This window comes from Bradyrhizobium sp. 179 (assembly GCF_023073535.1).
Classification (GTDB): Bacteria; Pseudomonadota; Alphaproteobacteria; order Rhizobiales; family Xanthobacteraceae; genus Bradyrhizobium.
Genome location: NZ_JADPJR010000108.1, coordinates 171,964 through 194,105 on the forward strand (window position 1 = coordinate 171,964; position 22,142 = coordinate 194,105).

Annotated in this window: 20 protein-coding genes; 7 read left to right on the plus strand and 13 right to left on the minus strand. The window is 63.8% G+C overall.

Features of this window, described 5'->3' with window-relative positions; all coding sequences use genetic code 11:
• Positions 1-22: 22 nt before the first annotated feature.
• Positions 23-241, minus strand: a complete 219-nt coding sequence (locus tag IVB12_RS25710) for a hypothetical protein (RefSeq protein WP_247279174.1) — start codon at positions 239-241, stop codon at positions 23-25.
• Positions 242-531: 290 nt separating this feature from the next.
• Positions 532-1,509 carry a magnesium transporter CorA family protein gene (locus tag IVB12_RS25715; RefSeq protein WP_247303229.1) on the minus strand — a complete coding sequence of 326 codons (978 nt, stop codon included), beginning with the start codon at positions 1,507-1,509 and terminating at the stop codon, positions 532-534.
• A gap of 341 nt (positions 1,510-1,850) precedes the next feature.
• Between IVB12_RS25715 and IVB12_RS25720 the strand changes: the two genes are divergently transcribed.
• Positions 1,851-2,537, plus strand: coding sequence for a L,D-transpeptidase (locus IVB12_RS25720; protein WP_247303231.1), 687 nt, complete (start codon positions 1,851-1,853; stop codon positions 2,535-2,537).
• A gap of 35 nt (positions 2,538-2,572) precedes the next feature.
• Here the strand turns inward: IVB12_RS25720 and IVB12_RS25725 are convergent, their stop codons facing one another.
• The gene (locus IVB12_RS25725; RefSeq protein WP_247303233.1) at positions 2,573-3,649 is read right to left on the minus strand and encodes an extensin family protein; all 1,077 of its coding nucleotides are present in this window, start codon (positions 3,647-3,649) and stop codon (positions 2,573-2,575) included.
• Positions 3,650-3,714: 65 nt separating this feature from the next.
• Here IVB12_RS25725 and IVB12_RS25730 point away from each other — a divergent pair, with 65 nt between their 5' ends.
• The gene (locus IVB12_RS25730) at positions 3,715-5,343 is read left to right on the plus strand and encodes a fatty-acid--CoA ligase (RefSeq protein WP_247303235.1); all 1,629 of its coding nucleotides are present in this window, start codon (positions 3,715-3,717) and stop codon (positions 5,341-5,343) included.
• Positions 5,344-5,547: 204 nt separating this feature from the next.
• Positions 5,548-6,402, plus strand: coding sequence for a DUF1499 domain-containing protein (locus IVB12_RS25735; RefSeq protein ID WP_247303236.1), 855 nt, complete (start codon positions 5,548-5,550; stop codon positions 6,400-6,402).
• 71 nt (positions 6,403-6,473) lie between these two features.
• Here IVB12_RS25735 and IVB12_RS25740 read toward each other — a convergent pair whose 3' ends face one another.
• The 4 genes from IVB12_RS25740 to IVB12_RS25755 all read right to left on the minus strand — a co-directional run bounded on the left by IVB12_RS25740 (position 6,474) and on the right by IVB12_RS25755 (position 11,954).
• Positions 6,474-7,391, minus strand: coding sequence for an MBL fold metallo-hydrolase (locus tag IVB12_RS25740; RefSeq protein WP_247303238.1), 918 nt, complete (start codon positions 7,389-7,391; stop codon positions 6,474-6,476).
• A gap of 180 nt (positions 7,392-7,571) precedes the next feature.
• Positions 7,572-8,786, minus strand: a complete 1,215-nt coding sequence (locus IVB12_RS25745) for an acyl-CoA dehydrogenase (protein WP_247303240.1) — start codon at positions 8,784-8,786, stop codon at positions 7,572-7,574.
• Between the two features lie 189 nt (positions 8,787-8,975).
• The gene (gene ribB, locus IVB12_RS25750; RefSeq protein WP_247303242.1) at positions 8,976-10,052 is read right to left on the minus strand and encodes a 3,4-dihydroxy-2-butanone-4-phosphate synthase; all 1,077 of its coding nucleotides are present in this window, start codon (positions 10,050-10,052) and stop codon (positions 8,976-8,978) included.
• Between the two features lie 171 nt (positions 10,053-10,223).
• Positions 10,224-11,954: a cation:proton antiporter gene (locus IVB12_RS25755; protein WP_247303244.1), complete on the minus strand. Its 1,731-nt coding sequence runs from the start codon at positions 11,952-11,954 to the stop codon at positions 10,224-10,226.
• Positions 11,955-12,021: 67 nt separating this feature from the next.
• On the opposite strand from IVB12_RS25755, the gene IVB12_RS25760 reads away from it, so the two are divergent.
• The 4 genes from IVB12_RS25760 to IVB12_RS25775 all read left to right on the plus strand — a co-directional run bounded on the left by IVB12_RS25760 (position 12,022) and on the right by IVB12_RS25775 (position 14,911).
• Positions 12,022-12,549 carry a DUF3124 domain-containing protein gene (locus tag IVB12_RS25760; protein WP_247303246.1) on the plus strand — a complete coding sequence of 176 codons (528 nt, stop codon included), beginning with the start codon at positions 12,022-12,024 and terminating at the stop codon, positions 12,547-12,549.
• Positions 12,550-12,601: 52 nt separating this feature from the next.
• The gene (locus IVB12_RS25765) at positions 12,602-13,834 is read left to right on the plus strand and encodes a PLP-dependent aminotransferase family protein (protein ID WP_247303248.1); all 1,233 of its coding nucleotides are present in this window, start codon (positions 12,602-12,604) and stop codon (positions 13,832-13,834) included.
• Between the two features lie 304 nt (positions 13,835-14,138).
• Positions 14,139-14,591, plus strand: a complete 453-nt coding sequence (locus IVB12_RS25770) for a hypothetical protein (RefSeq protein ID WP_247303250.1) — start codon at positions 14,139-14,141, stop codon at positions 14,589-14,591.
• An 86-nt stretch (positions 14,592-14,677) separates the two neighbouring features.
• Positions 14,678-14,911, plus strand: a complete 234-nt coding sequence (locus tag IVB12_RS25775) for a hypothetical protein (RefSeq protein WP_247303252.1) — start codon at positions 14,678-14,680, stop codon at positions 14,909-14,911.
• A gap of 66 nt (positions 14,912-14,977) precedes the next feature.
• On the opposite strand, the gene IVB12_RS25780 is transcribed toward IVB12_RS25775, so the two are convergent.
• The 6 genes from IVB12_RS25780 to IVB12_RS25805 all read right to left on the minus strand — a co-directional run bounded on the left by IVB12_RS25780 (position 14,978) and on the right by IVB12_RS25805 (position 22,085).
• Positions 14,978-15,796 (minus strand): aldo/keto reductase, encoded by an 819-nt coding sequence (locus IVB12_RS25780; RefSeq protein ID WP_247303254.1) that lies wholly within the window; start codon positions 15,794-15,796, stop codon positions 14,978-14,980.
• A 133-nt stretch (positions 15,797-15,929) separates the two neighbouring features.
• Positions 15,930-17,504 (minus strand): alkaline phosphatase D family protein, encoded by a 1,575-nt coding sequence (locus tag IVB12_RS25785; RefSeq protein ID WP_247303256.1) that lies wholly within the window; start codon positions 17,502-17,504, stop codon positions 15,930-15,932.
• Positions 17,505-17,694: 190 nt separating this feature from the next.
• Positions 17,695-18,114 (minus strand): hypothetical protein, encoded by a 420-nt coding sequence (locus tag IVB12_RS25790; RefSeq protein WP_247303258.1) that lies wholly within the window; start codon positions 18,112-18,114, stop codon positions 17,695-17,697.
• A 104-nt stretch (positions 18,115-18,218) separates the two neighbouring features.
• Positions 18,219-19,220 (minus strand): nitronate monooxygenase family protein, encoded by a 1,002-nt coding sequence (locus IVB12_RS25795; protein ID WP_247303260.1) that lies wholly within the window; start codon positions 19,218-19,220, stop codon positions 18,219-18,221.
• Between the two features lie 94 nt (positions 19,221-19,314).
• Positions 19,315-20,934, minus strand: a complete 1,620-nt coding sequence (locus IVB12_RS25800; RefSeq protein WP_247303261.1) for a DHA2 family efflux MFS transporter permease subunit — start codon at positions 20,932-20,934, stop codon at positions 19,315-19,317.
• Entirely contained in the window at positions 20,931-22,085 is a 1,155-nt protein-coding gene (locus IVB12_RS25805) for an HlyD family secretion protein (RefSeq protein ID WP_247303262.1), read from the minus strand. Before IVB12_RS25805 ends, IVB12_RS25800 begins: the two co-directional genes overlap by 4 nt.
• Between the last annotated feature and the right edge of the window lie 57 nt (positions 22,086-22,142).

Genomic DNA, 22,142 nt, shown 5'->3' on the forward strand with positions numbered 1-22,142 from the left:
GGATCGCCCTTCCTTCCGTTCCTCAATCGAGTCGAATCCGACGCGACCTCTCGCGCGGCCGTGGAGCGGCCGCGTTGAATGCTGTCGAGCAGTCGTCGTCGTTCTCGCCGTCGAGCAGCGGAGCACCACAGTGCCGGCACATGCGTGCCGACAATGACGGCGCCTTGCCGCTCGTCACGACCTGTCGATAGTTCGCCAGATCGATAACGTTGCGGGGCGTCGTTATGTGTTTTTCAACCATGGCTGTTCCTCGCGGCTAACACGCTGCTTATCGCAGACAAGTTTCGCGCAAACGTTCAGCCCACCGCTCAAATTTTACCGGAGGAATTGGGGCACAGAGCACAGGTCACCGCACCGCCTCAATCCCGCTCTATTCTGCGACACGATCGACTATGTCTGTGCGACTGGCGTAAGGTCTCGGTAGGGATCTTTGCTTGAGCATGATCTCGGCGCAAACGCGTTCGCGTTTGTCGCGAGGGAAAACCGCCGCACATTTTGCGCTAACGCGGCCCTCCGGGTCGGATCATGCTCCTACAGCCACTTCTTCCACTTGAAGATCCAGTACGGGACGATCGCCGCGATCAACATCATCACCAGCGCCATCGGATAGCCGTGGACCCATTCGAGTTCCGGCATGATCTTGAAATTCATGCCGTAGATCGAGGCGATCAGCGTCGGCGGCATCAGGACGACGGCCATGACCGAGAACAGCTTGATGATGTTGTTCTGCTCGAGATTGACGACGCCGAGCATGGCGTCGAGCACGAAAGTGATCTTGTTGGAGAGATAGGATGCGTGATCGGTCAGCGAGGCCACGTCGCGCTGCATGGTCTTGAGCTGCTCGCGCATATCCTTCGACCATTTCACGCCTTCGACCACTGCGGACAAGAAGGTCACGACGCGGCCGATCGACACCAGGCTCTCGCGAACCTTCGAGGTCAGATCGCCCTTGCGGCCGATCGAGATCAGGATCTGTGAATATCGCTTGGCCTGTCCGTGGCGCTCGCTCTCGGGCTCGAAGATGTCGTGCGAGACCTGGTCGATCTCGGCGCCGCAGCGCTCCAGAATGTCGGCGCAGCGGTCGATCACCGCGTCCAGGAGTTCCATCAGCACCATCTCGCCGGTGATCGCCGGCGTGCAGGAGCGGGCGAGCTTGGCCTCGACCAGGGCGAACGGCTTTGGCAAGTCATACCGCACCGTCACCAGGCGGTGGTCGCCGAGGATGAAGGTCACTGCCGTGGTCCGGGGCATATCGGTATCGGAGTGGCACATCAGCGTCGCGGTCATGTAGCGCGCGCCGTTCTCGATATAGAGCCGGCTGGAGATCTCGATCTCCTGCATGTCTTCGCGGGTCGGGATCGCGATTCCCGCCAGCCGCTCCACCGCCTTGTCCTCGGCCGCACTCGGGTTGACGAGGTCGATCCAGACCGCGCTCTCAGGCAGCGCAGTGAGATCCTCGATGACGGCCTTCTTGAGGGAGGCCTCGGAGGGAATAAACACCGAAAACATGACAACTCCAGAGAACCTGCGACGGAATGACAGCCACGCCCTTAGCGCGATTCTGACAAGTTCACGATGACAGTCGGATTAACGGAGCGTTGGTATGTGGGGCGGGGCCGCGGCTCAACTGTGGCACGGAATCGACAGTCCCGGGCGCCTTTGCCGCAAAACTCACACAGCACCGTAAAACTTGCGGCAGAAAAGCCACAGCTTGGCTCTTGCAGCGCGGGATAAGGGCTTCTGTGCTGGAATTGTGGCAGATTTCAACCATAATGGGATTAGCGGAATCGAGGAATTTGGGCGCCAAGCTCAGGCCTTCCGCACGGTATTGTTTTGATTGGAACCAAACCATGTCGTCGCTGAAAGTTAAATTTGGGATTTTGGCCGCTGGCCTGATGCTGTCGGGCTGCATGCAGGCTACGCATTTCGAGGCGACGGACACCAAGGCCTTCAAGCCGAAGGACAAGGAACTCCTGGCCAAGGTCAAATACGAGAACACTCCGGTCGCAGAGCCGTTCCGCCGCGCCATCGTCGAGTATCACCGTAAGGAATCGCCGGGCTCGATCGTGGTCGATTCCGACAATCACTACCTCTACTACGTGCTGGAGGGCGGCAAGGCGATCCGCTACGGCATCACCGTCGGTGAAGAAGCCATGGCTTGGTCGGGCATCGCCAAGGTCGGCAGCATGACCGAGTGGCCGGCCTGGCATCCGACCCCCGGCGAGATTTCGCGCCTGGGCGTGCCGACCTATGTCGCGCCGGGACCGGACAATCCGATGGGCTCCCGCGCCATGTATCTCTATTCGGGCGGCAAGGACACGCTGTTCCGCATCCACGGCACCAACCAGCCGGAATATATCGGCGCCTCGATCTCGTCGGGCTGCATCCGCCTGACCAATGAGGACGCGATCGATCTCTACAACCGCGTCAAGGTCGGCACCATCGTCGTGGTCCTCGAGCCGAAGCATGGCGACTCGCCGTATAATTCGCGGCTGGCGCTCGGCAGCAGCCAAACTGGCCAGGCTGGCAGCTACTGATCGGCTTCGATCTCTGACATTCAAAAGCGCCGGTTTCACCGGCGTTTTTTTGTTGCCGGCTTGTGCGACCGGGCTTTGCTGCCAGTAGCGGTCGGTTTGTCCGCGGGCGGTTTCTCCGCCCCGTCGCCCGCGTCCTCGTTCGCTTCGGGCTTGGCCGCGACCTCGCGCGGCGGCGCCTCCTCGGGACGTTCCGCCGGCAGCAGCGGGGCGACCTGCGGCAAGGGATCCCAGACGTTCCACTGGCAGATCCGATAGTCATTGCGCCGCTGCGCCAAATCGAGATGGATGTGGTCCTCGTGGTACCAGTCCGAGCCCGGACCGAGCACGGTAGAAAAGCGCGCGCATACGGACTGCAGCACGCGCTCGCGCACCTCGCGCGACATGGTCCGGTCGGTGAGGCCGATCGACTGCCCGTTGGCGAGCTTGATCGCGCGGACGTCGAGCGCATTGGCCTTGCCGTGCTCGGACAGCATCGCGCCGACGACGCGGTTACGGCCGCGGCACTCGAAGCTGTCGAAATTGTCGAGGTCGCTGATGGCAGAGCCGAGGCTCGCGGCCAGTGGCGCCATGTCCTTGCGCACCCAATCGGCGACCGCCGATGCCATGGTGCAACGGAGGATCGCCGCCGGTTTGACCGCCACCTTGCGCTTGTCCGGCAGCACGATGGCCTCCAACCGCACCAGATCCTCGCCGCGGCAGGCGCCGGGGCCGCGGATATCCGGAATGGAGGGCGCGATCGCGATCTCCTCGGTCAGCGCTAGCCGGCAGGCCGAGACCTGCTTCTCGGGCGACGGCGCAGCTTCGGCGGGCTTGTCAGCGCTTGGCTTGTCGGCAGAGGCCTTGTCTTCCGCGTCCGACGCCCCCTCGTCCGCTGCCTTGGGGGCCTCCTCAGGGCGGGGTCGCGGCAATGGAATCTTGGCGGGACGAACGGCTGCGCGCGGCCGTGGTGTACCAAGGCCGAAGATATCCAGCGGCGCAGGAGATTTCCGCGCCTCCGCCCCCTCGGCGAGCACAAGCGACAGCCCGATCGCAGCGGTAAGCATTGCTGCGCCGGCGGACATATAGCCGCGACAAGACCATTTGCGGCGAAAGTCCGGCAGGCTAAAACTCATGACAATTCTTTGGCCCAACGCTGAGAGCGATAACGCGCCCAGCGACTTCTCGGAGGAACGTCAGAATGCTCGGTTTGATGCAAGATTGGCCCCTGCTCTGCCACCGGATCATCGAACACGCTGCCAGGATTCATGGCAAGCAAGAGGTGGTGACGCGCTCGGTCGAAGGACCGATCCATCGCACCAACTACGCCCAAATCCATCAGCGCGCGCTCAAGGTCTCGCAGATGCTGGAGCGCGACGGCATCAAGCTCGGTGCCCGCGTCGCCACGATCGCCTGGAACACCTGGCGCCATCTCGAGGTGTGGTACGGCATCATGGGAATCGGCGCCATCTGCCATACCGTCAATCCTCGCCTTTTCCCCGAGCAGATCGCCTGGATCATCAACCATGCGCAGGACCGCATCGTGGTGACCGACATCACCTTCGTTCCGATCCTGGAGAAGATCGCCGACAAACTTCCGAGCGTGGAACGCTACGTCGTACTCACCGACAAAGCGCATATGCCGGAAACCACGCTGAAGAATGTGGTCGCCTACGAGGACTGGATTGCGCAGGCCGACGGCAAATTCAAATGGAAGGACTTTGACGAGAACACGGCAGCCGCGATGTGCTACACGTCGGGCACGACGGGCGACCCAAAGGGTGTGCTGTATTCGCATCGCTCCAACGTGTTGCACGCGCTGATGGCCAACAATGTCGACGCGCTCGGCACCAGCGCCTCCGAGACGATGCTGCCGGTCGTGCCGCTGTTCCACGCCAACAGCTGGGGCATCGCCTTCTCCGCGCCCTCGCAGGGCACCAAGCTGGTGATGCCCGGCGCCAAGCTCGACGGTGCCTCCGTCTACGAGTTGCTCTCGACCGAGAAGGTGACGCACACGGCCGGCGTGCCTACTGTGTGGCTGATGCTGCTCCAGCACATGAGCGCCAACAACCTGAAGCTGCCGGACCTGAAGATGGTGATCTGCGGCGGCTCGGCGATGCCGCGCTCGATGATCAAGGCCTTCCTCGACATGGGCTCGAACGTCCGCCACGCCTGGGGCATGACCGAGATGAGCCCGATCGGCAGCGTCGCGGCGCTGAAGCCGCCGTTCCAGAACGCGACCGGCGAGGCGCGGCTCGACGTGCTCCAGATGCAGGGCTACGCGCCATTTGGGGTGCAGATGAAGATCACCGACGATGCCGGCAAGGAACTGCCCTGGGACGGCAAGACCTTCGGCCGCCTCAAGGTCGCCGGCCCGGCCGTTGCCAAGGCCTATTACCGGGTCGACGCCAACATCCTCGACGAGGACGGCTTCTTCGACACCGGCGACGTCTCGACCATCGACGAGGACGGCTACATGCGCATTACCGACCGCTCTAAGGACGTGATCAAGTCCGGCGGCGAGTGGATCTCCTCGATCGAGCTCGAAAACCTCGCGGTCGGCCATCCGGCCGTGGCCGAAGCCGCAGTGATCGGCGTGTTCCACCCGAAATGGGACGAGCGGCCGCTCCTGATCGTGCAGCTCAAGCAGGGCCAGCAGGCCACGCGCGAGGACATCCTGAAGTTCATGGACGGCAAGATCGCCAAATGGTGGATGCCCGACGACGTCGCCTTCGTCGACGGCATCCCGCATACCGCGACGGGCAAGATCCTCAAGACGGCGTTGCGCGACCAGTTCAAGGATTACCGCTTCCCGAACGCGGCGGCGTAGGACATTACGCGCGTCATTCCGGGCGGCTCAAAGAGCCGATCCGGAATCTGGAGATTCCGGGTTCGATGCTCCGCATCGCCCCGGAATGGCGGGCCGTAACAGTCCGGTCTCCCTTGAATTTGCCCCCGGGCCATGGTCTCAACGGCGCATCGTCGCGCCAGATCTGGCCGGCACCGCCTTCAGAACCCCGGCAGAGCTCACCCGATGGCCCGCAGGTTTTCCGCTCCCTATCAGTCGGAGCCCGTGTCCAGCCTCGCAAGCTGGGCGCGTAATCTGGCCGTGTTCGCGGTGGTGGCGGTGGTGGTCTCGATCATCATCGTCCGCTTCGACTTCCTGGAGATGAAGCCCGCGCTGATGGCCTTCTTCGGCGGGCTCGCGATCGCCGTCCTCTCGATCCTGTTCGGGCTCGCCGGCTTTGCCGCGATCTGGCAGAACGGCTCGCGCGGCATGGGGCGCATCCTGCTCGCTTTCCTGATCGACGGCGCGATCCTCGCCTATCCGGCCTATCTTGGCCTGCAATACCGCAAGCTGCCGGCGATCCACGACATCACCACCAACCCAATCGACCCGCCGCGCTTCGACGCGCTGGCGCCCGTACGCACCGGCGATGGCACCAACACCGCGGTCTATGCCGGCCTCTATTCGGCTGAGCAGCAACGCCAGTTTTATCCCGACATCGAGCCGATCGAGCTGGAGATCCCGGTGGACCGCGCCTATGCGATCGCGCGTCAGCTCGTCAATAAGCGCAAATGGCTCGTCATCGACGAGCGCGCGCCGCAGCCGCCGCGCCGTATCGGCCGCATCGAGGCAGTCGCGCGCACGCCGATCATGGGGTTCCGCGAGGACGTCTCGATACGGATCGTGCCTGATGGCGATGATTCGCGTGTCGATATCCGCTCTGCCTCGCGTTATTTCGAGAGCGACCTCGGCAGTAACGCTGCCCGCGTCAAGAAATTCATTGATGATCTCAACACCGCCGCCGATGCCGATGCGCTCAAGCCGGTGAAGAAGGCCCCGGTCGCGCCGCCAAAGACGCCGGCGAAGACGGTGAAGAAGTGAAATTGGCGAATGGGGAATAGCGAATAGCGAATGGAGCCGTCCATTCGCCATTCCCCATTCGCTATTCGCCCTCAGGCCATCCGGTACGTGCCGCCGATCACGGGATCGCCGTCCGTCGCAACCACGCCCCGCGCGACCAGGTCCTCCAGGTGCGCCAGCACGGAGTAGCCGGCGGCGGTCGTCAGCCTGGGGTCGATCCCGATATAGATCGCACGCACCATGGTCGGGATGTCAGTCTCGCCCTTGGCGAGGCGATGCAGGATCGAGGCCTCGCGCGCCTTGCGATGACGGATCAGGAAGCGCACGAAGCGCGGGCCGTCCGGAATCTCCGGGCCGTGGCCGGAGAAGTAGAGATCCTCCTCGCGGGACGCGAGACGGTCCAGCGAGTCCATATAGTCGATCATCGAGCCGTCGGGCGGCGCCACGATCGATGTCGACCATCCCATGACGTGATCGCCGACGAAGTTGAATTTCCGCTCGGGCCAGGCAAAGGCGAGATGGTTTGCGGTGTGGCCGGGCGTCGCCACCGCCTCGAGCCGCCAACCGGCGCCTTCGATGACGTCGCCATGGGCGATCCTGACATCGGGCGTGAAATCGCGATCGGCGCCGGATTCCGGATTGTGCTTCTCACTCTCGAAGCGTGGGCGCGAGGCACGGTGCGGGCCTTCGGCATAAACGGGCGCGCTTGTTACCTGCTTGATCCGCGCGGTGTTCGGCGAGTGATCGCGGTGGGTGTGGGTGACGAAGATGTGGCTCACCGTCTCGCCGCGCACGGCCTCCAGCAGCGCCGCCGCATGCGCCTCGTCGTCCGGGCCGGGGTCGATGATGGCGACGTTGCCCTTGCCCACGATGTAGCTGACCGTGCCGGTGAAGGTGAACGGGCTCGGATTGTTGCAGAGCACGCGCCGCACGCCGGGGCGGACCTCCTCGACGATTCCGGGCGTTAGCGGAAAGTTGCGGTTGAACGGGACGTCGTCATTGTCGGACATGGGACTTCCTGTGCACTGCCGACCCTCGCCGTCATACCCCGCGAAGGGGGTATCCAGTACGCCGCGGCGTCTGTGGCGAAAGGCGCGATCTCTGGAATACTGGATCGCCCGCCCCAGTGCGCAACTGCGCACAAGGCGGGCGATGACAGCTGAGCAAGATAATGGCCACCGAAGACGTGGTTAGAAAAAAGCCTGAATGCCCGTGATCGCGCGGCCCAGGATCAGGGCGTGGACGTCGTGGGTGCCCTCGTAGGTGTTGACCGTCTCGAGATTCTGGACGTGGCGCATCACGTGGTACTCGATCGAGATGCCGTTGCCGCCGTGCATGTCGCGGGCGGTGCGGGCGATGTCGAGCGCCTTGCCGCAATTGTTGCGCTTCATGAGCGAGATCATCTCGGGCGCGAACTTGCCCTCGTCCATCAGGCGGCCGACGCGAAGCGAGCCCTGAAGGCCGAGCGCGATCTCGGTCTCCATGTCGGCGAGCTTCTTCTGCACCAGCTGGGTCGCGGCAAGCGGCTTGCCGAACTGCTTGCGGTCGAGCGTGTACTGGCGGGCGCGGTGCATGCAGTCTTCAGCGGCCCCTAGCGCACCCCAGGAGATACCGTAACGGGCGCGGTTGAGACAGCCGAACGGGCCCTTCAGGCCGGAGACGTTGGGCAGCAGGGCGTCCTCGGGAACCACGACGCCGTCCATCACGATCTCGCCGGTAATTGAGGCGCGAAGCGACAGCTTGCCCCCGATCTTCGGCGCGGAGAGACCCTTCATGCCCTTCTCCAGCACGAAGCCGCGGATCTGGTTGTCGTGCGCCGCCGACTTGGCCCACACCACGAACACATCGGCGATCGGCGCGTTCGAGATCCACATCTTGCTGCCAGTGAGGCGATAGCCGTCCGAAACCTTCTCGGCACGGGTCTTCATGCCGGCGGGGTCGGAGCCGGCGTCGGGCTCGGTCAGGCCGAAGCAGCCGACCCACTCGCCGCTGGCGAGCTTCGGCAGGTATTTCTTGCGCTGGTTCTCGTCGCCATAGGCGTAGATCGGATACATCACCAGCGAGGACTGCACCGAGTTCATCGAGCGATAGCCGGAATCGACCCGCTCGATCTCGCGCGCGACGAGGCCATAGGCGACGTAGCTCGCATTGGCGCAGCCATATTCCTCCGGCAAGGTGATGCCGATCAGGCCGAGTTCACCCATTTCGTTGAAGATCTCGCGGTCCGTCTTCTCTTCGAGATAGGCCTGGGAGACGCGTGGCAGCAGCTTGTCCTGGGCATAGGCGCGAGCGGTGTCGCGCACCATGCGCTCGTCTTCGGTGAGTTGCTCGTCGAGCAGGAACGGATCGTCCCACTGGAATGAAGCCGCAGCCGGCTTGTCCTTGGCCTGAGGGCGCACGCTCATGAAACGTCCTTTCGCGTCTGGTTCCGTCATAAATTGCCGGACAAATTAGAGCGCCGCGGCAACAAGTGCAATTGCATCCTGGTTTCGATCGATGCGAGGCGAAGCATCGAACCCGGAATCTCCTCGCTTCTACGACATCGAGATTCGGCGTCTGGCGCTTTCAGCGCAATCCCGGAATGACACTGCGTGTCAGCTTTCGAGCTGCTCGTTGGCGACGATCTCGATGCCGAAGCCCGACAGGCCTTTGTAGTCGTGCACCGAGGACGTGAGGTGCCGGATCGAAGTGACGCCGAGATCGCGCAGGATCTGCGCGCCGACGCCGACCTCACGCCATTGGCGGTTGCGGTCAGCTTCCGTGGACGACTCGTCCGGCAGCGGCGCCACGGGCACACCGGCTGCGCCGTCGCGCAGGTAAACCAGCACGCCACGGCCGGATTTCTTGAAATGCTCGAGCACCGCCGCCATGCGCTTATGGCCCGTGAAAGTGTCCTTGACGATGTTCGGCTTGTGGAAGCGCGTCAGCACGTTCTTGCCGTCGCCAACGCCATTGTAGACGAAGGCGACGTGGGCGATGGAATCGAACGGCGAGCGGTAGGCATAGCCCTGCAAGGGTCCGATCGGGCTCTCGGTGATGAAGGTCGAGACCCGCTCGATCAGCTTCTCGCGCGCCTGGCGGTAGGCGATCATATCCGCGATGGTGACGTGCTTGAGCTTGTGCTCGGCGGCGAAGCGGGCGACTTGCTCACCCTTCATCACGCTGCCGTCGTCGTTCATGAGCTCGCTGATGACACCCACCGGCGGCAGGCCGGAGAGCTTGCAGAGGTCAACCGCGGCTTCAGTGTGGCCGGAGCGCAGCAGCACGCCGCCGTCCTTGGCAATCAGCGGGAAGATGTGGCCAGGCCGGGCGAAGTCGTTAGCGCCGACATTGGGATTGGCCAGCGCGCGACAGCACGAGGCACGTTCCTCGGCCGAGATGCCGGTGCCGCCATCGGGCTTGTAGTCGATTGAGACCGTGAACGCGGTGGTGTGCGCCGAATCGTTGTGGGCGACCATCGGATCGAGCCGCAGACGGCGCGCGTCCTCGGTGGTCACGGGCGCGCAGACGATGCCGGAGGTATGGCGGATGATGAACGCCATCTTCTCGGCGGTGCAGAGCGAGGCGGCGACGATCAGATCGCCCTCGCCCTCGCGATCCTCATCATCGGTGACGACGACGAGCTCGCCTCGGGCAAAGGCCTGCAAGACTTCCTGGACGCTATCGGGCATTTCCCAATCTCTATCGGTTATAGCCGGGAGGCTTAGCCGGACTTGGGCCGGGGCGCTAGTCTCCCCAGCGCAACCACATATGCCAGGCGGCAGGCCTGCCAGGGTCATTCAGGCTTGCAGCGAAGATATCAAGGATATAGGCGGCGCGCGCCGGAGAGGAAGGCCGGCCGGTCAGGGTAGCACTTCGCGCCGCTCGCCGAGCCGTTGATCGAGCTCGGCGCGCTTGTCGGCCAGAAGGCCAGCCTGGGCGGCTTCGATCACCGTGAACAGCTCGTGGGCGTCGCTGAGCCGGGTCACCGTGACATAGCTGGCGCCGGCCTCGTAGAGTTCGCCGACGTCGGCCAGGAGGTCGGCCGTGGCCACGATCAGGGCGGTGGGGTTGAGCGCGCGGACGTGGCGGACCAGCTTCTCGTTGGTGGCGCCTTTCAGCAGCGAATCCGGCACACTGAGGATGATGATCTCGGACTTGCCGATGCCGGCATGGAGTAGCGTGTCGACATTGCTGATGTCGCCATAGATCACGTGCAGTCCCCGCGAGAGCAGGGTCTGGTACACATTCGGGTTGAAATCGACCACCGTGATCTGCTCCAGCAGCACCGGAGCCTGCCGCTCGATCTCGGCTAGCAACGCGCTCGCCGCACGGAAAAAGCCGAGGATGACGATGCGGCGGGCCTCGCCGTGGCCGCCCTCATGGGCCTCCTCGGCATGGCCACTGCCATGATCGAGGTCGCGCAGGCCAATCCGCTTCAGGGGCCCAATCATCCAGCGGGTGATCTCGTCACTGCGCGTCATCACGAAGGTCGAGAGCACGGCCAGAACCACGAAGGCAAAGGAGGCCGCGTTCGCCGTCTCGGCTGCGATGTGATGGTCGGCGATGCCGGTCTGGATCACCACCAGCGAGAACTCGGAGATCTGGGCGAGGTTGAGGGCCGGCAACAGGCTGGCGCGCAGCCCCTGTTTCATCAGATAAAGCGGAGTAAAGGTGGTCACGAGCCGGCTCACCACGGTAAACGCCGCGATCATCAAAGCGAGCCCGATCACGGAGAGGCCGGGCACGGGGATGGTCATGCCGAGTGCGACGAAGAACAGGGTGATGAAGAAGTCGCGGAGCGTGGTGACCTTGGCCGTGACATCGAGCGCATAGGGAAAGGTCGAAAGCGAGACGCCGGCGATCAGGGCGCCCATCTCGCGCGACAGCGACAGCCGCTCCGCCATCTCGGCGACGAGAAAGCACCAGGCCAGCGCGCCGAGCAGGATCAGCTCGGGCCGCCGGGCGATCTGGTGAAACAGGCGCGGCAGCACGTAGCGGCTGACCAACAGCGCGGCGGCGACCAGCACTGCGACGCGGCCGATCGAGAGCAGGATGACGCTGACTTGCAGATTAGCCAGGCTCGGCTGCACCGCCAGGAACAGGATGGCGAAGATATCCTGGAGCACCAGCACGCCGAGGGTGATACGCCCTGGCAGCGTGTCGAGCTCGCGCTTCTCGTAGAGCACCTTGACGATGATGACGGTGCTCGACAACGCGCAGGCGACACAGAGATAGACAGCATCGAAATGCCCGCTGCCGAGGGACAAGCCAATGCCGACGAAGAACAGGACCCCGAGCAGGCAGCCCCCGAGCAGCTGGCCGGCTGCCGCGAACAGGATCACCTTTCCCGCCCGCACGATCTTCTTCAGGTCGATCTCCAGCCCGATCATGAACAGCATGAAGATCAGGCCGAGCTCGGAGATGACGCTGATCGATTCCTGCGATTTGACCCAGCCGGCGCCGAATGGACCTATGCAGAAACCGGCGATAAGGTAGGCCAGGATCAGGGGCTGCCGGGAGAAATGGGCGAGCAGGCCCAGCATCCAGGCAAACAGAATACAGAGAGTGATGTCGCGAATGAGCTCGTGCATGCCAAATTGGTCCGTTTTGCCGCACCCTAGAGATGGGTCGCGGTGCGGCAAGCGAGCAATTCGTCACATGCGCGAAGGGCTCTTCGCAGCAATGCTGCTATGCCCCCTCGCCTATGCCGTGCCCACCGCCGCGCAATCGAAAATCAGTATCGAACAAAGCTTTGCCGATTCGCTCACCGCGCTGCCGAAGGACGAACTCGCCGTATCCGGCGGGTTCTACGTGCCCGCCTATTCCAGCGTCGCGATGAGCCAGGGCAAGCTGCGTGTCGACTTCTCGGTGACGCTGAGCGTGCACAACGCCTCCGAGACCCAGCCGCTGGTGGTCAAACGCATCGCCTATTTCGACACCGCAGGCAAGCAGGTCGAGAGCTATCTGAAGGCGCCGGTCGCCTTGAGACCGCTCGCCACCGTCTCGATCTTCATTCCGACCGACGACGTACGGGGCGGGACTGGAGCCAATTTTCTCGTCGACTGGGCCGCGCCAAGCGAGATCGCCGAGCCCGTGGTCGAAGCCTTGATGGTTGGCGGCGTCGCCAATGCGCATTACGCTTTCATCAGCCAGGGACGTCCGACCCGGACGGCCGGCAAGAAGTAAGAGAGGCCGGTGCACGCCGACCGCCCCAACAAGAACAAGACGAGGAACGCCCATGACGTCCAGCTTCGATTTCGCACCCCTGTTTCCCGCGGGGCTGCCGGCCCCCTCCGCGCGCTGGACGGGCCTTGCCAAATACAGCTTCGTCGGCGGCAACAACGACTCCGAACAGGTGCCGCTCGAGGGCCTGATCGAGGCGACAAACCTGGCACTACAGCGCGAGGGCCGCTCGCTCGCCACCTATGGGCTGGCGCATGGACCTCAGGGGTATTTGCCCTTGCGCGAATTCCTGGTGACCAAGCTCAAGCGCGATGCCGGCATCACCTGCACGGTCGACGACCTCCTGATCGTCTCCGGCTCGCTTCAGGCGCTCGATCTCGTCAACGCCACGCTGCTAGCGCGCGGCGACACCGTCATTTTCGAGCAGGAGAGCTATCAGGGCTCGCTGACCCGCCTGGCGCGGCTCGGCGTCAACGTGGTGGGCATCCCCCTCGACAAGGACGGCATGCGCATGGACGTGCTGGCCTCCACTCTCGCCGATCTGAAGAGCCGCGGCATCCGGCCGAAATACATCTACACGATTCCGACCGTGCAGAACCCGACCGGCAGCATCATGCCAGAGAGCCGACGCGCCGAGCTGCTGCGCCTGTCATCCGAATACGGCGTGCCGATCTTCGAAGACGATTGCTATGCGGACCTCGTCTGGTCCGGGCAGCGGCCGCCGGCGATCCATGCGATGAGCCGAAACGGCGGCGTGATCCATATCGGCTCGTTCTCGAAATCGATCGCGCCGGCGCTGCGCGTCGGCTTCGTCGTAGCACCCTGGGATGTGATGTCGCGGATGCTGGCGCTGAAGACGGATGCCGGCTCGGGCGCGCTGGAGCAGATGGTGCTCGCGACCTATTGCAAGCCGCACTTCGCGAGCCATGTGCCGGCACTGACGAAAGCGTTGCGCACCAAGCTCGATACGTTGATGGAGGCCCTCAACGAGCAGTTCGGGACGGCGGCCGAGTTCGATGAGCCCAAGGGCGGCATCTTCCTCTGGGTGAAACTGCCCGACCAGGTCGATACGCTCAAACTGTATCAAGCCGCGCTTGCCGCCGGTGTCTCGATCAATCCGGGGCCGGAATGGTCGACCAACAAGAACCATTCCAGCTCACGACTGAGGCTCTGCTTTGCGAGCCCTACGCATCAGCAGATCCGTGAGGGCGTCGCCGTACTGGCCGAGGTTTGCCGCAAGGAATTTGGCGTGCCGGCCCGCAGTGCCAATATCGAGAAGAGGGCCTGATACCAAGCCAGCTGGGGCTGGCTGCCGCGGATGCGGAGGCTAGCCGCAGCAAGAGGACCACCGAGATGTTGCTCTTACCGGCCTCGATCTGGACGACGTAACGCTCAAAAATCCCTTCGCCCGCAAAATTGACGACTTGATTCAGCAGTGGTCTATCCACGTTCGCCTCCGGAAAGTGCATCCTACCCGGAAGCGGCCGGCCTCATTGACGCGGATCCGATTCGCGCGCGATCGGCAGCCAGCGTGGGCGGCCGTGAGCGGGATGCTGTACTTTGAAATTCTTCGAGGCGGGGCTTGCCAGGACATGACGCGTTGCTTGAGCCGCTGGATCGCGGCTGCGCTGCCGTGGGTCGCACTCGTGTCCGCGGCGCATGCCGAGACGCTTGCGGTAAGGGTCGAACAATGGGGCCTGCTCGGCTCTTGGGCGGTCGACTGCGCGGCTCGGCCCGACCGCGACAAGGGCGCACGGTTGACTTACGAGATCACGAAGGACGGCCGGGTGATGTACCGGCGCAATTTCGGCGACGCCAGGGACGAGAACGAGGTGGTCTCCGCCACGGTCGATGCCGAAGGCCTGCTCAATGTGATGGTGTTCTTCCCCTCGCTCCATCAGACGCGCGAATTCGGACTCCTCTTGCAGGAGGATGGCAGCCTGCGCGCGATCTACAATCGCAGCGAGCGCGGCGAGTACACGATCAGAGACGGCAAATACGTCGCGACCGGCGCGCCAACACCGGCGCAGCAACGCTGTGATTAACAGCCGTTCAGAATTCTCCCGCCGTTCCTCCGGAACGTTCGCGTGCATGTACGGTTTAGATGTGCATTCGATTGGAGGAGGACATCATGAAGAAGCGTGGTTATGTGGTTGCAGCTCTCGGCGCGCTCGTGATCGCAGGGCCGACTCTGGCGAGCGCCGAGACGGTGGTGATCAAGCGCGGTCATCATCATCACGGCCCGTACGCTGCCCGCGCCGAATACGGCATGCATCGTGACCACGGCTGGCATCGCGGCTGGCACCATCGCGGCGACAAGGTCGTCGTAATCAAGCGCAGTCATCGCCACCATCACTGGGACTAAAGCGCAACGCAGCATGGAGATGGCCCCTCGCGGGGCCATTTTCTGCGCGTTCGAAAGCACTCGGGGCTAATCCCACGCCGGCGCAAAGCCGGGATTGACGCAGCGCCTGTCCTTCGGCAGTGCGGCGATCTTGTTGCGGTCGGCATCGTCGAGCGTGATCTTCAGGGCATCGAGATTGGCCTGCTGGCTCTCGCGCCGCGACGCCTTCGGGATCGCCACGACGCCGTCTTGATCGAGCAACCATTTCAGCGCCACTTGAGCCGCGGTCGCGTTGTGCTTAACGCCGATCTCGCTCAGCACCGGATCTGTTGCGAAGCGCCCCTGCGCCAGCGGACAATAGGCGACCAGCGGAATCCTCCTGGCACTGAGATAGGCCAACACCTTCGATTGATCGAGCATGGCGTGATATTCGACCTGGTTGCAGGCGATTGGCGCCTTGATGTCCTCGACGGCAATCTTGAGCAGCGCGGTGGTAAAGTTCGCAACGCCGATCGCCCGCGTCCGCCCCTCCTCCTTGAGCTTCATCAGGGTCTCGAACACCGCGCCCCAATTGGCGATTTTCGACGGCCAGTGCACGAGATAGAGGTCGACATGGTCGAGCCTGAGCTTCTTTAGGCTGGCATCGAAAGCGCGACGGATCGCCTCCGGCGCCAGATTCTCGTGCCAGACCTTTGTGGTGATGTGCAGTTCGCCGCGCGGCAGGCGGGAAGCGGCGATGGCCGAGCCGATCGACTCCTCATTGGCGTACATCTCGGCGGTGTCGATGTGGCGATAGCCAATCGACAGGGCGCTCTCGACCGCGGCCCGGCAGGCATCGCCCTGCATGCGGAAGGTGCCGAGGCCGAGCTTGGGCATGCTAATGCCCTGTGTCTGCAGATGGTGCATGAAACAGGCTCCTGACGTAGTTCATCGCGCCAGACGCGCGGTGACAGACTCTTCGGTGATGGAAAGGAAGTTGCAGGAGCAGCGACCATAGCGCGGGAGACGCCGGGCGGCCAATCAAGATCAAGTTAATGGCCTACGAATGCTGAGCCACGACGGCCGGTCGTGCCTGCTGCTGCGGCTGGATATCGACTGACCAGAGATCGCGGTTATCGACGTCCTTCAAGGTCACTCTCATCACACCGCTGCGGCCGTCGATGTCGACCCGGCCGAAGAACTGCAAGCCGAAGCACGGCGCCAGATTCTCGCCCTGCGCAGCGCTACAGCCGTGCTGGTACATTGCGACCGGACCAAACGTGTCATCGAGTTCGCCCGGGCTCCAGGTGCCGGCATGCAGCGGGCCGGAGACGAACTCCCAGAACGGATCGAAGTCCTGGAATTGCGCCTTGTTGGGATCGTAATAGTGCGCGGCGGTGTAGTGCATGTCGGCAGTGAGCCAGACGATGTTGCGGATTCCGGCGCGCTTGATGAACGCCAGCAGATCGGCGATCTCGTGCTCACGCCGGTCGGGCGGCCCATTGCCGAGCGCAACGGCGTCCAGGCTGATCAGGCCGATCGGCAAATCGGCCGCAATCACCTTCCAGGTCGCGCGTGAGGCAGCGAGCTCGCGCTTCAACCAGGCGAGCTGCTCGGTGCCGAGGATCCAGCCGCGATGGTCGCATCCCTTGTTCCAGGTGCCATCGCGATAGCTACGCATGTCGATCATGAAAACGTCGAGCAGCGGGCCGTAAGCGATCTTGCGATAGACCCGACCCTGCCGCGCGCCAACGTCGCGGATCGGCACGAAATCGAAGAAGGCGCGGCGGGCGCGCGCGACCAAGAGCGGCGTGCCGTCGTCCTCGTAACCGGCGGCGTCGTAGCTGCCGGTCGGCGACCAGTCGTTGGTGACCTCGTGATCATCCCACTGCGCCAACATCGGCACCTCGGCATGGAAGGCGCGAAAGTGTTCGTCGAGGTGGTTGTATTTGTAATTGCCGCGGAACTGCGCCAGCGTGTGCGCGACCTCGGATTTTTCCTCAGTGACGATGTTGCGCCAAATTCCGCCGTTCGGCAGGTTTTGTTCGGCAGGAATCGTGCAGTCTGCATAGATGTGGTCGCCGGAATGGATGAAGAAATCCGGGCGGTTGTCGAGCATGGTGCGATAGCTGCGATATCCGCCGCGCGAGACGTCGATGCCCCAGCCCTGCCCCGCGGTGTCGCCGGACCACAGGAACGAGATCGACTGGCCCGCAGCCGGCGCGGTGCGGAAATGGCCGACGCGGCTTTCGCCGGCAATCCCGGTCGCGGCGTCGTCTAAGCGGACGCGGTAGAAGATGTCCTGCCCGGGAGGCAGATCGTTCAGCAGTAGTTTTGAGGTGAAATCGGCCTCGGGCAGCGCATCGCCGGAGGCCGACGCGACGATCGCCTTGAAGCTCTCGAGGGTCGAGCACTCCACCCGCATCCGCGCCGCTCGGTCGGCACGCGCCCAGATCACGGCGGAGGCTCCAGAGACATCGCCGGACTGGATGCCGCTCGTGATCTGCGGACGGTCGGCAGCGCGACTGAGATGCGGCTTTGCGAGCGTCCCAAGCGAGGCGACGGCGAGACTGGAGGTTGAATGGACCAAAAATTGCCGCCGGGTCCATGCCCGCGCGGCGCGGAGCGTTGCCATTCAGGAAACCTTCGTCGAATCGCAACGGAAGGTGCCTGCGCTCCTTGACTCTATCCTTACGGTTTCTTGACTTCGCGCCTACGATTTTACGACGCGCGGATGACGGTTTCGACTGGCAAGCGTAACCACGGTGCAGGTGCGCTTCCTCGCCCGCTTGCGGCGGCGAGGTGAAGAGGCAGCAGCGCTGCGACTAACGCTTCCAATTGCAGATGCCGCCGGAGCGGCATGGCCAAGTCTGGATACGCGTGTCCAGCGCCTGTGCGTCGAGCGGATTGCCGTGGCGATGCGAGAGTTTGGTGCGGGCCGTACCGCGCGGCTGAACGCTCCGGCCATGCCCGACCTTGGGCTCGGCCACGTGCACGCGTTCGGCGGCAACCTTCTTCGGCACGTGGATCGGCTCGGCGCGCGCCTGCGCCTCGTTGCCGCCGCGTGCCTCCAAAGCGACCGGCGCGAACTGCGTCTCAGGACCAAGCCGCTTCGGCGACAGCACGGCCTTGGACAGATCGAGACCCAGATATTCGTCAGGCTTGTAGTCGTCAGCACTCGCGAGGCCCGCCGCTGCGAGCACGAGCGCCATCGCAATTGCAAAGGGAACGCTTTTCAGGACCACGAGCACCTCCTGAAATTGATGAAGGGGTAATTTACCCCTATTTAGGAGGCGCCACGCGCAATTCCAGCGGCCAATTGCCGCCGTGGTTAAGAAGTTTGGCGGAGTCAGGCGACTTTTCGCGTCGTCTCCGTCCCATCCAGGAACCCGATCAGGCGGCTGCGGATGATGGTTTCCGCCTCACTCATGATGCGGTCGACGAGCTCCTTGCAGGAGGGAATGTCGTGGATGAGGCCTGCGACCATGCCGCAGCTCCAGGCGCCCGCGTCCATCTGACCGTCCAGCATGATCCTGGGATAGACACCCGCGACCTGGTCGTGAATGTCGTCGATGGTGAGCTTGGTGCCCTTCTCGCGCTCGATCTCGAGCAGGCGGTCGACATTGGCGTTCTTCAGGACGCGCTCGGTATTGCGCAGCGCCCGCATGATCAGGCGGGTGTCGAGTTCGGTGGCGGCGACCAGCGCGTTCTTGACGTTCTGATGCACCGGCGCTTCCTTGGTGGCGATGAAGCGAGTGCCCATGTTCATGCCGGCTGCGCCGAGTGACAACGCCGCGACCAGGCTGCGCCCGTCGGCCATGCCCCCGGAGGCGACGAAGGGAATCTTCAACTCTTCCGCCGCGCGCGGCAGCAGGATCATGTTGGGAACGTCGTCCTCGCCGGGATGGCCGCCGCATTCAAAGCCGTCGACGCTGACGGCGTCGCAGCCGATCCGCTCCGCCTTCAGGGAGTGGCGCACCGAGGTGCATTTGTGGATGACCTTGATGCCGGCCGCCTTCAGCGCCGGCATGTATGCTTCCGGGCTGCGGCCCGCTGTCTCCACCGCTTTGATGCCACCTTCGACGATGGCCGCGATGTATTCCGGATAAGGCGGCGCCGAGAAGGTCGGCAGGAAGGTGAGATTCACGCCGAACGGCTTGTCCGTCATGTCGCGGCAGCGCGCGATCTCCTTGGCCAGCAGCTCGGGCGTCTTCTGCGTAAGCCCGGTGATGATGCCGAGCCCGCCGGCATTGGAGACGGCGGCGGCCAGCTCGGCAAAGCCGACGAAATGCATGCCGCCCTGGATGATCGGGTGCTCGATGCCGAACAGTTCGGTGATCGCGGTCTTCACGTCAGTTTCCTCCCAGGGCTTTGCTTGATGTCAGGTTCAGTCTAGCCGCAGTCTCGTGCCGCGGTCACCCCTTCTCTCTGAACGGGAGAGCCCGTCAGTGCCCCCGCGCCGGCGCGCTCAAATCGATCCTGCGGAGCACGGCTGCGGTGGGGATCATCAGCAGGGCGATAATCGCAAGCGTCCAGAACACGTCGATATAGGCGAGGAGGTCGACCTGCTGCTGCAAGGTCTTGCCAACCCATGCGACCGCCTGCGACGCGGCATCGCTTGCATTGGAGCCCTGCGCTTGGAAGTAACGTGTCATGGCGTCGATGGTCTGCTGGTAGCCGAGATCGGACGGCGCTGCGTGCTCGATCAGGCGGCTCTGGTGGAATTGCTGGCGCTGCGCCAGAATGGTCTGCGCCAGCGCGACACCCATGGAGCCGCCGATATTGCGGGCGACATTGATCAGCGCCGAGGCCTGGTTGGTCCTGTCCGGCGGGATGCCGTCATAGGACGCGGTCGTCACCGGCAGGAACAGGAAGGGGAGACCGAGCGCAAGGAAGATGCGCGACAGCGCAGCGTAGCCGTAGGTGATGTCGCCGGTCAGCCCGGTGAGATGCCACATCGAGAACGCGACGATGGCGGCACCACACATGATGAGATATTTCGGCTGCACGATGCCGACGAGGCGGCCAACCACCGGCATCAGCACCAGCGTCGCGACGCCGCCGGGCGACAACGCGAGACCGGCCAGCATCGCGGTGTAGTTCAGCTCGGTCTGGAGCAGTTGCGGCAGGAGCTGCGTCGTCGAGATCAGCACCGCGCCGGTGCCGAGCATGACGAGGAAGCAGGCGGCGAACTGACGGCGGCCAAGCAGGCGAAGGTCGACGATGGGCTGCTCCCGCGTCAGCTCCCAGGGAATGAGCGAGAGCAGCGAGACGGCCGCGAGCACCGCGAAGACGACGATCATGTTCGATCCGAACCAGTCATTGCGCTGGCCTTCGTCGAGCACGAATTCGAGCGAGCCGAGCCCGATCGCAACGAGGGCGAAACCGACATAGTCGACGCGCAGACCCTTGCTGAGCAGCTTCTCCCTCTCCTCCTCTGCGCCCGACGGCTCTTTGACCAGCGTGCCGACCAGGAACAACGACAGCAATCCCATGGGAACGTTGATCAGGAACACCCAGTGCCAAGTATACGTATCGGTAATCCAGCCGCCGAGCGTCGGCCCGATCACTGGCGCGACCACGACGGCGACGCCGTAGATGGCAAAGGCCTGGCCACGCTTATGCGGTGGGAAGGAATCGGCGAGGATCGCCTGCTCGCTGGTCGCCATGCCGCCGCCACCAAGGCCTTGCAAGATCCGGAACAGTACCAGCGATTGCAAATTCCAGGCGAAGCCGCACAGGAGCGACGCGATCGAGAACGTCGCGACGCACATCATGTAGAAGCGCTTGCGGCCGATCACGGTCGACAGCCAGCCCGAGATCGACAGCACGACGGCGTTGGCGACGAGATAGCTGGTGATGACGTAGGTGCTCTCGTCGATGCCGACCGCGAGCCCGCCGGCAATGTGGCGCAAGGCGACGTTGGCGATGGTGGTGTCGAGCACCTCCATGAAGGTCGCGATCGAGACCACGAAGGCGATCAGATAGGGATTGTGCCCGCCCGCCGCCGACCGCTCCGGCGACCAACCCCCGGCGGACGCGCCGCCTTGCGTGACGTCCGTCATCGCACCCTGGTCCAGGGCACGACCGACATGCCCGGTCCGACCGGCAGATCGGGCGGCCAGTTGTCGACCACGATCTTCACCGGCACACGCTGCACCACCTTGACGTAGTTGCCGGTGGCATTCTCCGCCGGCAGCAGGCTGAACGCGGTGCCTGAGCCCGGCTGCACCGAATCGACGTGGCCGGTCAGCTTGCGGCCGGGATAGGCATCGATGCGCATCTCTACCGGCTGGCCTGGCCGCATGTCGTTGAGCTGTGTTTCTTTATAGTTGGCGACGATCCAGACCTCGTCGGGCACGAACATCATCAGGCTCTGGCCGGCGGTGACGAATGTGCCCTTGGCGGCGGAGAGCTTGACGACGCGACCGGACTGCGCCGCAACGACGCTGGTATATTGCAGGTTCAGCTTGGCCTGATCGAGCTGCGCCTGCGATTGCCCGAGCTGCGCCTTGGCGCCTTCGAGCTGCGCTTGTAGCGATTTGATGCTCAGTTGCGCGGCCGTCACCGCGGTCTTGGCGCGCTCGGTGTTGGCCTGCTGCGCCTGAAGGTCGGAACGGGTCTGTTGCTGGCGCTGCACGGTTCCGGCTCCCTTTTCGACCAGATCCTGGGCGCGCGCGAATTCTTCCTGCGAGAACTGGAGTTGGGCCTCAGCCTGTTCGAGCTGCGCCTGGGCCTGCTTGATCTGCTCCTGCTGGGAGTCGATTTGCGCCCCGACATTGGCGATGTTCGCTTTGGCCGCCGCGACCTGCGCATCGGCTTGATCGATGGCGATGCGATAGTCGCGCTCGTCGAGCTTGGCGAGAAGGTCGCCGGCATTGACGTGCTGGTTGTCCGTGACCGGGATGTCGGTCACGTAACCACCGACCTTCGAAGCCACCGAAAAACTGCGCGCGGCGACGAAAGCGTCGTCGGTGGATTCGTAATGGCGGACCTCAAGCCAATAGAGCAGACCGCCGACGAGCGCCGCGATCAGCACGATGGCGCCGACAGTTGCCAACAGCCAATGCTGGCGAAGCCTCGCGCGCAACGGCGGCGCCGGTTCGCCCGACTGCTCCTTGACGTCGCGGGATTGATCAGGATTCGTTCTCGGAGCTTCCTTCGTCCACTGCGGCTGCTCCGCGGACGGCCCACGCTCCCGGGTTTGAGCATCCACGCTGACCACCTTTTATCGGGACTACCGGTCGCAAGCCAATTGAGCCAAGCTTGCGCG

What these genes read in the sequence shown, in the direction of transcription:
- IVB12_RS25720 (WP_247303231.1), top strand. Translation starts at nt 1,851, where the DNA reads ATGTCGTCGCTGAAAGTTAAATTTGGGATTTTGGCCGCTGGCCTGATG.
- IVB12_RS25760 (WP_247303246.1), top strand. Translation starts at nt 12,022, where the DNA reads ATGCGCGAAGGGCTCTTCGCAGCAATGCTGCTATGCCCCCTCGCCTAT.
- ribB (WP_247303242.1), bottom strand. Translation starts at nt 10,052, where the DNA reads ATGCCCGATAGCGTCCAGGAAGTCTTGCAGGCCTTTGCCCGAGGCGAG.
- IVB12_RS25710 (WP_247279174.1), bottom strand. Translation starts at nt 241, where the DNA reads ATGGTTGAAAAACACATAACGACGCCCCGCAACGTTATCGATCTGGCG.
- IVB12_RS25755 (WP_247303244.1), bottom strand. Translation starts at nt 11,954, where the DNA reads ATGCACGAGCTCATTCGCGACATCACTCTCTGTATTCTGTTTGCCTGG.
- IVB12_RS25740 (WP_247303238.1), bottom strand. Translation starts at nt 7,391, where the DNA reads ATGTCCGACAATGACGACGTCCCGTTCAACCGCAACTTTCCGCTAACG.
- IVB12_RS25775 (WP_247303252.1), top strand. Translation starts at nt 14,678, where the DNA reads ATGAAGAAGCGTGGTTATGTGGTTGCAGCTCTCGGCGCGCTCGTGATC.
- IVB12_RS25730 (WP_247303235.1), top strand. Translation starts at nt 3,715, where the DNA reads ATGCTCGGTTTGATGCAAGATTGGCCCCTGCTCTGCCACCGGATCATC.
- IVB12_RS25800 (WP_247303261.1), bottom strand. Translation starts at nt 20,934, where the DNA reads ATGACGGACGTCACGCAAGGCGGCGCGTCCGCCGGGGGTTGGTCGCCG.
- IVB12_RS25780 (WP_247303254.1), bottom strand. Translation starts at nt 15,796, where the DNA reads ATGCACCATCTGCAGACACAGGGCATTAGCATGCCCAAGCTCGGCCTC.
- IVB12_RS25725 (WP_247303233.1), bottom strand. Translation starts at nt 3,649, where the DNA reads ATGAGTTTTAGCCTGCCGGACTTTCGCCGCAAATGGTCTTGTCGCGGC.
- IVB12_RS25745 (WP_247303240.1), bottom strand. Translation starts at nt 8,786, where the DNA reads ATGAGCGTGCGCCCTCAGGCCAAGGACAAGCCGGCTGCGGCTTCATTC.
- IVB12_RS25770 (WP_247303250.1), top strand. Translation starts at nt 14,139, where the DNA reads ATGACGCGTTGCTTGAGCCGCTGGATCGCGGCTGCGCTGCCGTGGGTC.
- IVB12_RS25785 (WP_247303256.1), bottom strand. Translation starts at nt 17,504, where the DNA reads ATGGCAACGCTCCGCGCCGCGCGGGCATGGACCCGGCGGCAATTTTTG.
- IVB12_RS25715 (WP_247303229.1), bottom strand. Translation starts at nt 1,509, where the DNA reads ATGTTTTCGGTGTTTATTCCCTCCGAGGCCTCCCTCAAGAAGGCCGTC.
- IVB12_RS25765 (WP_247303248.1), top strand. Translation starts at nt 12,602, where the DNA reads ATGACGTCCAGCTTCGATTTCGCACCCCTGTTTCCCGCGGGGCTGCCG.
- IVB12_RS25735 (WP_247303236.1), top strand. Translation starts at nt 5,548, where the DNA reads ATGGCCCGCAGGTTTTCCGCTCCCTATCAGTCGGAGCCCGTGTCCAGC.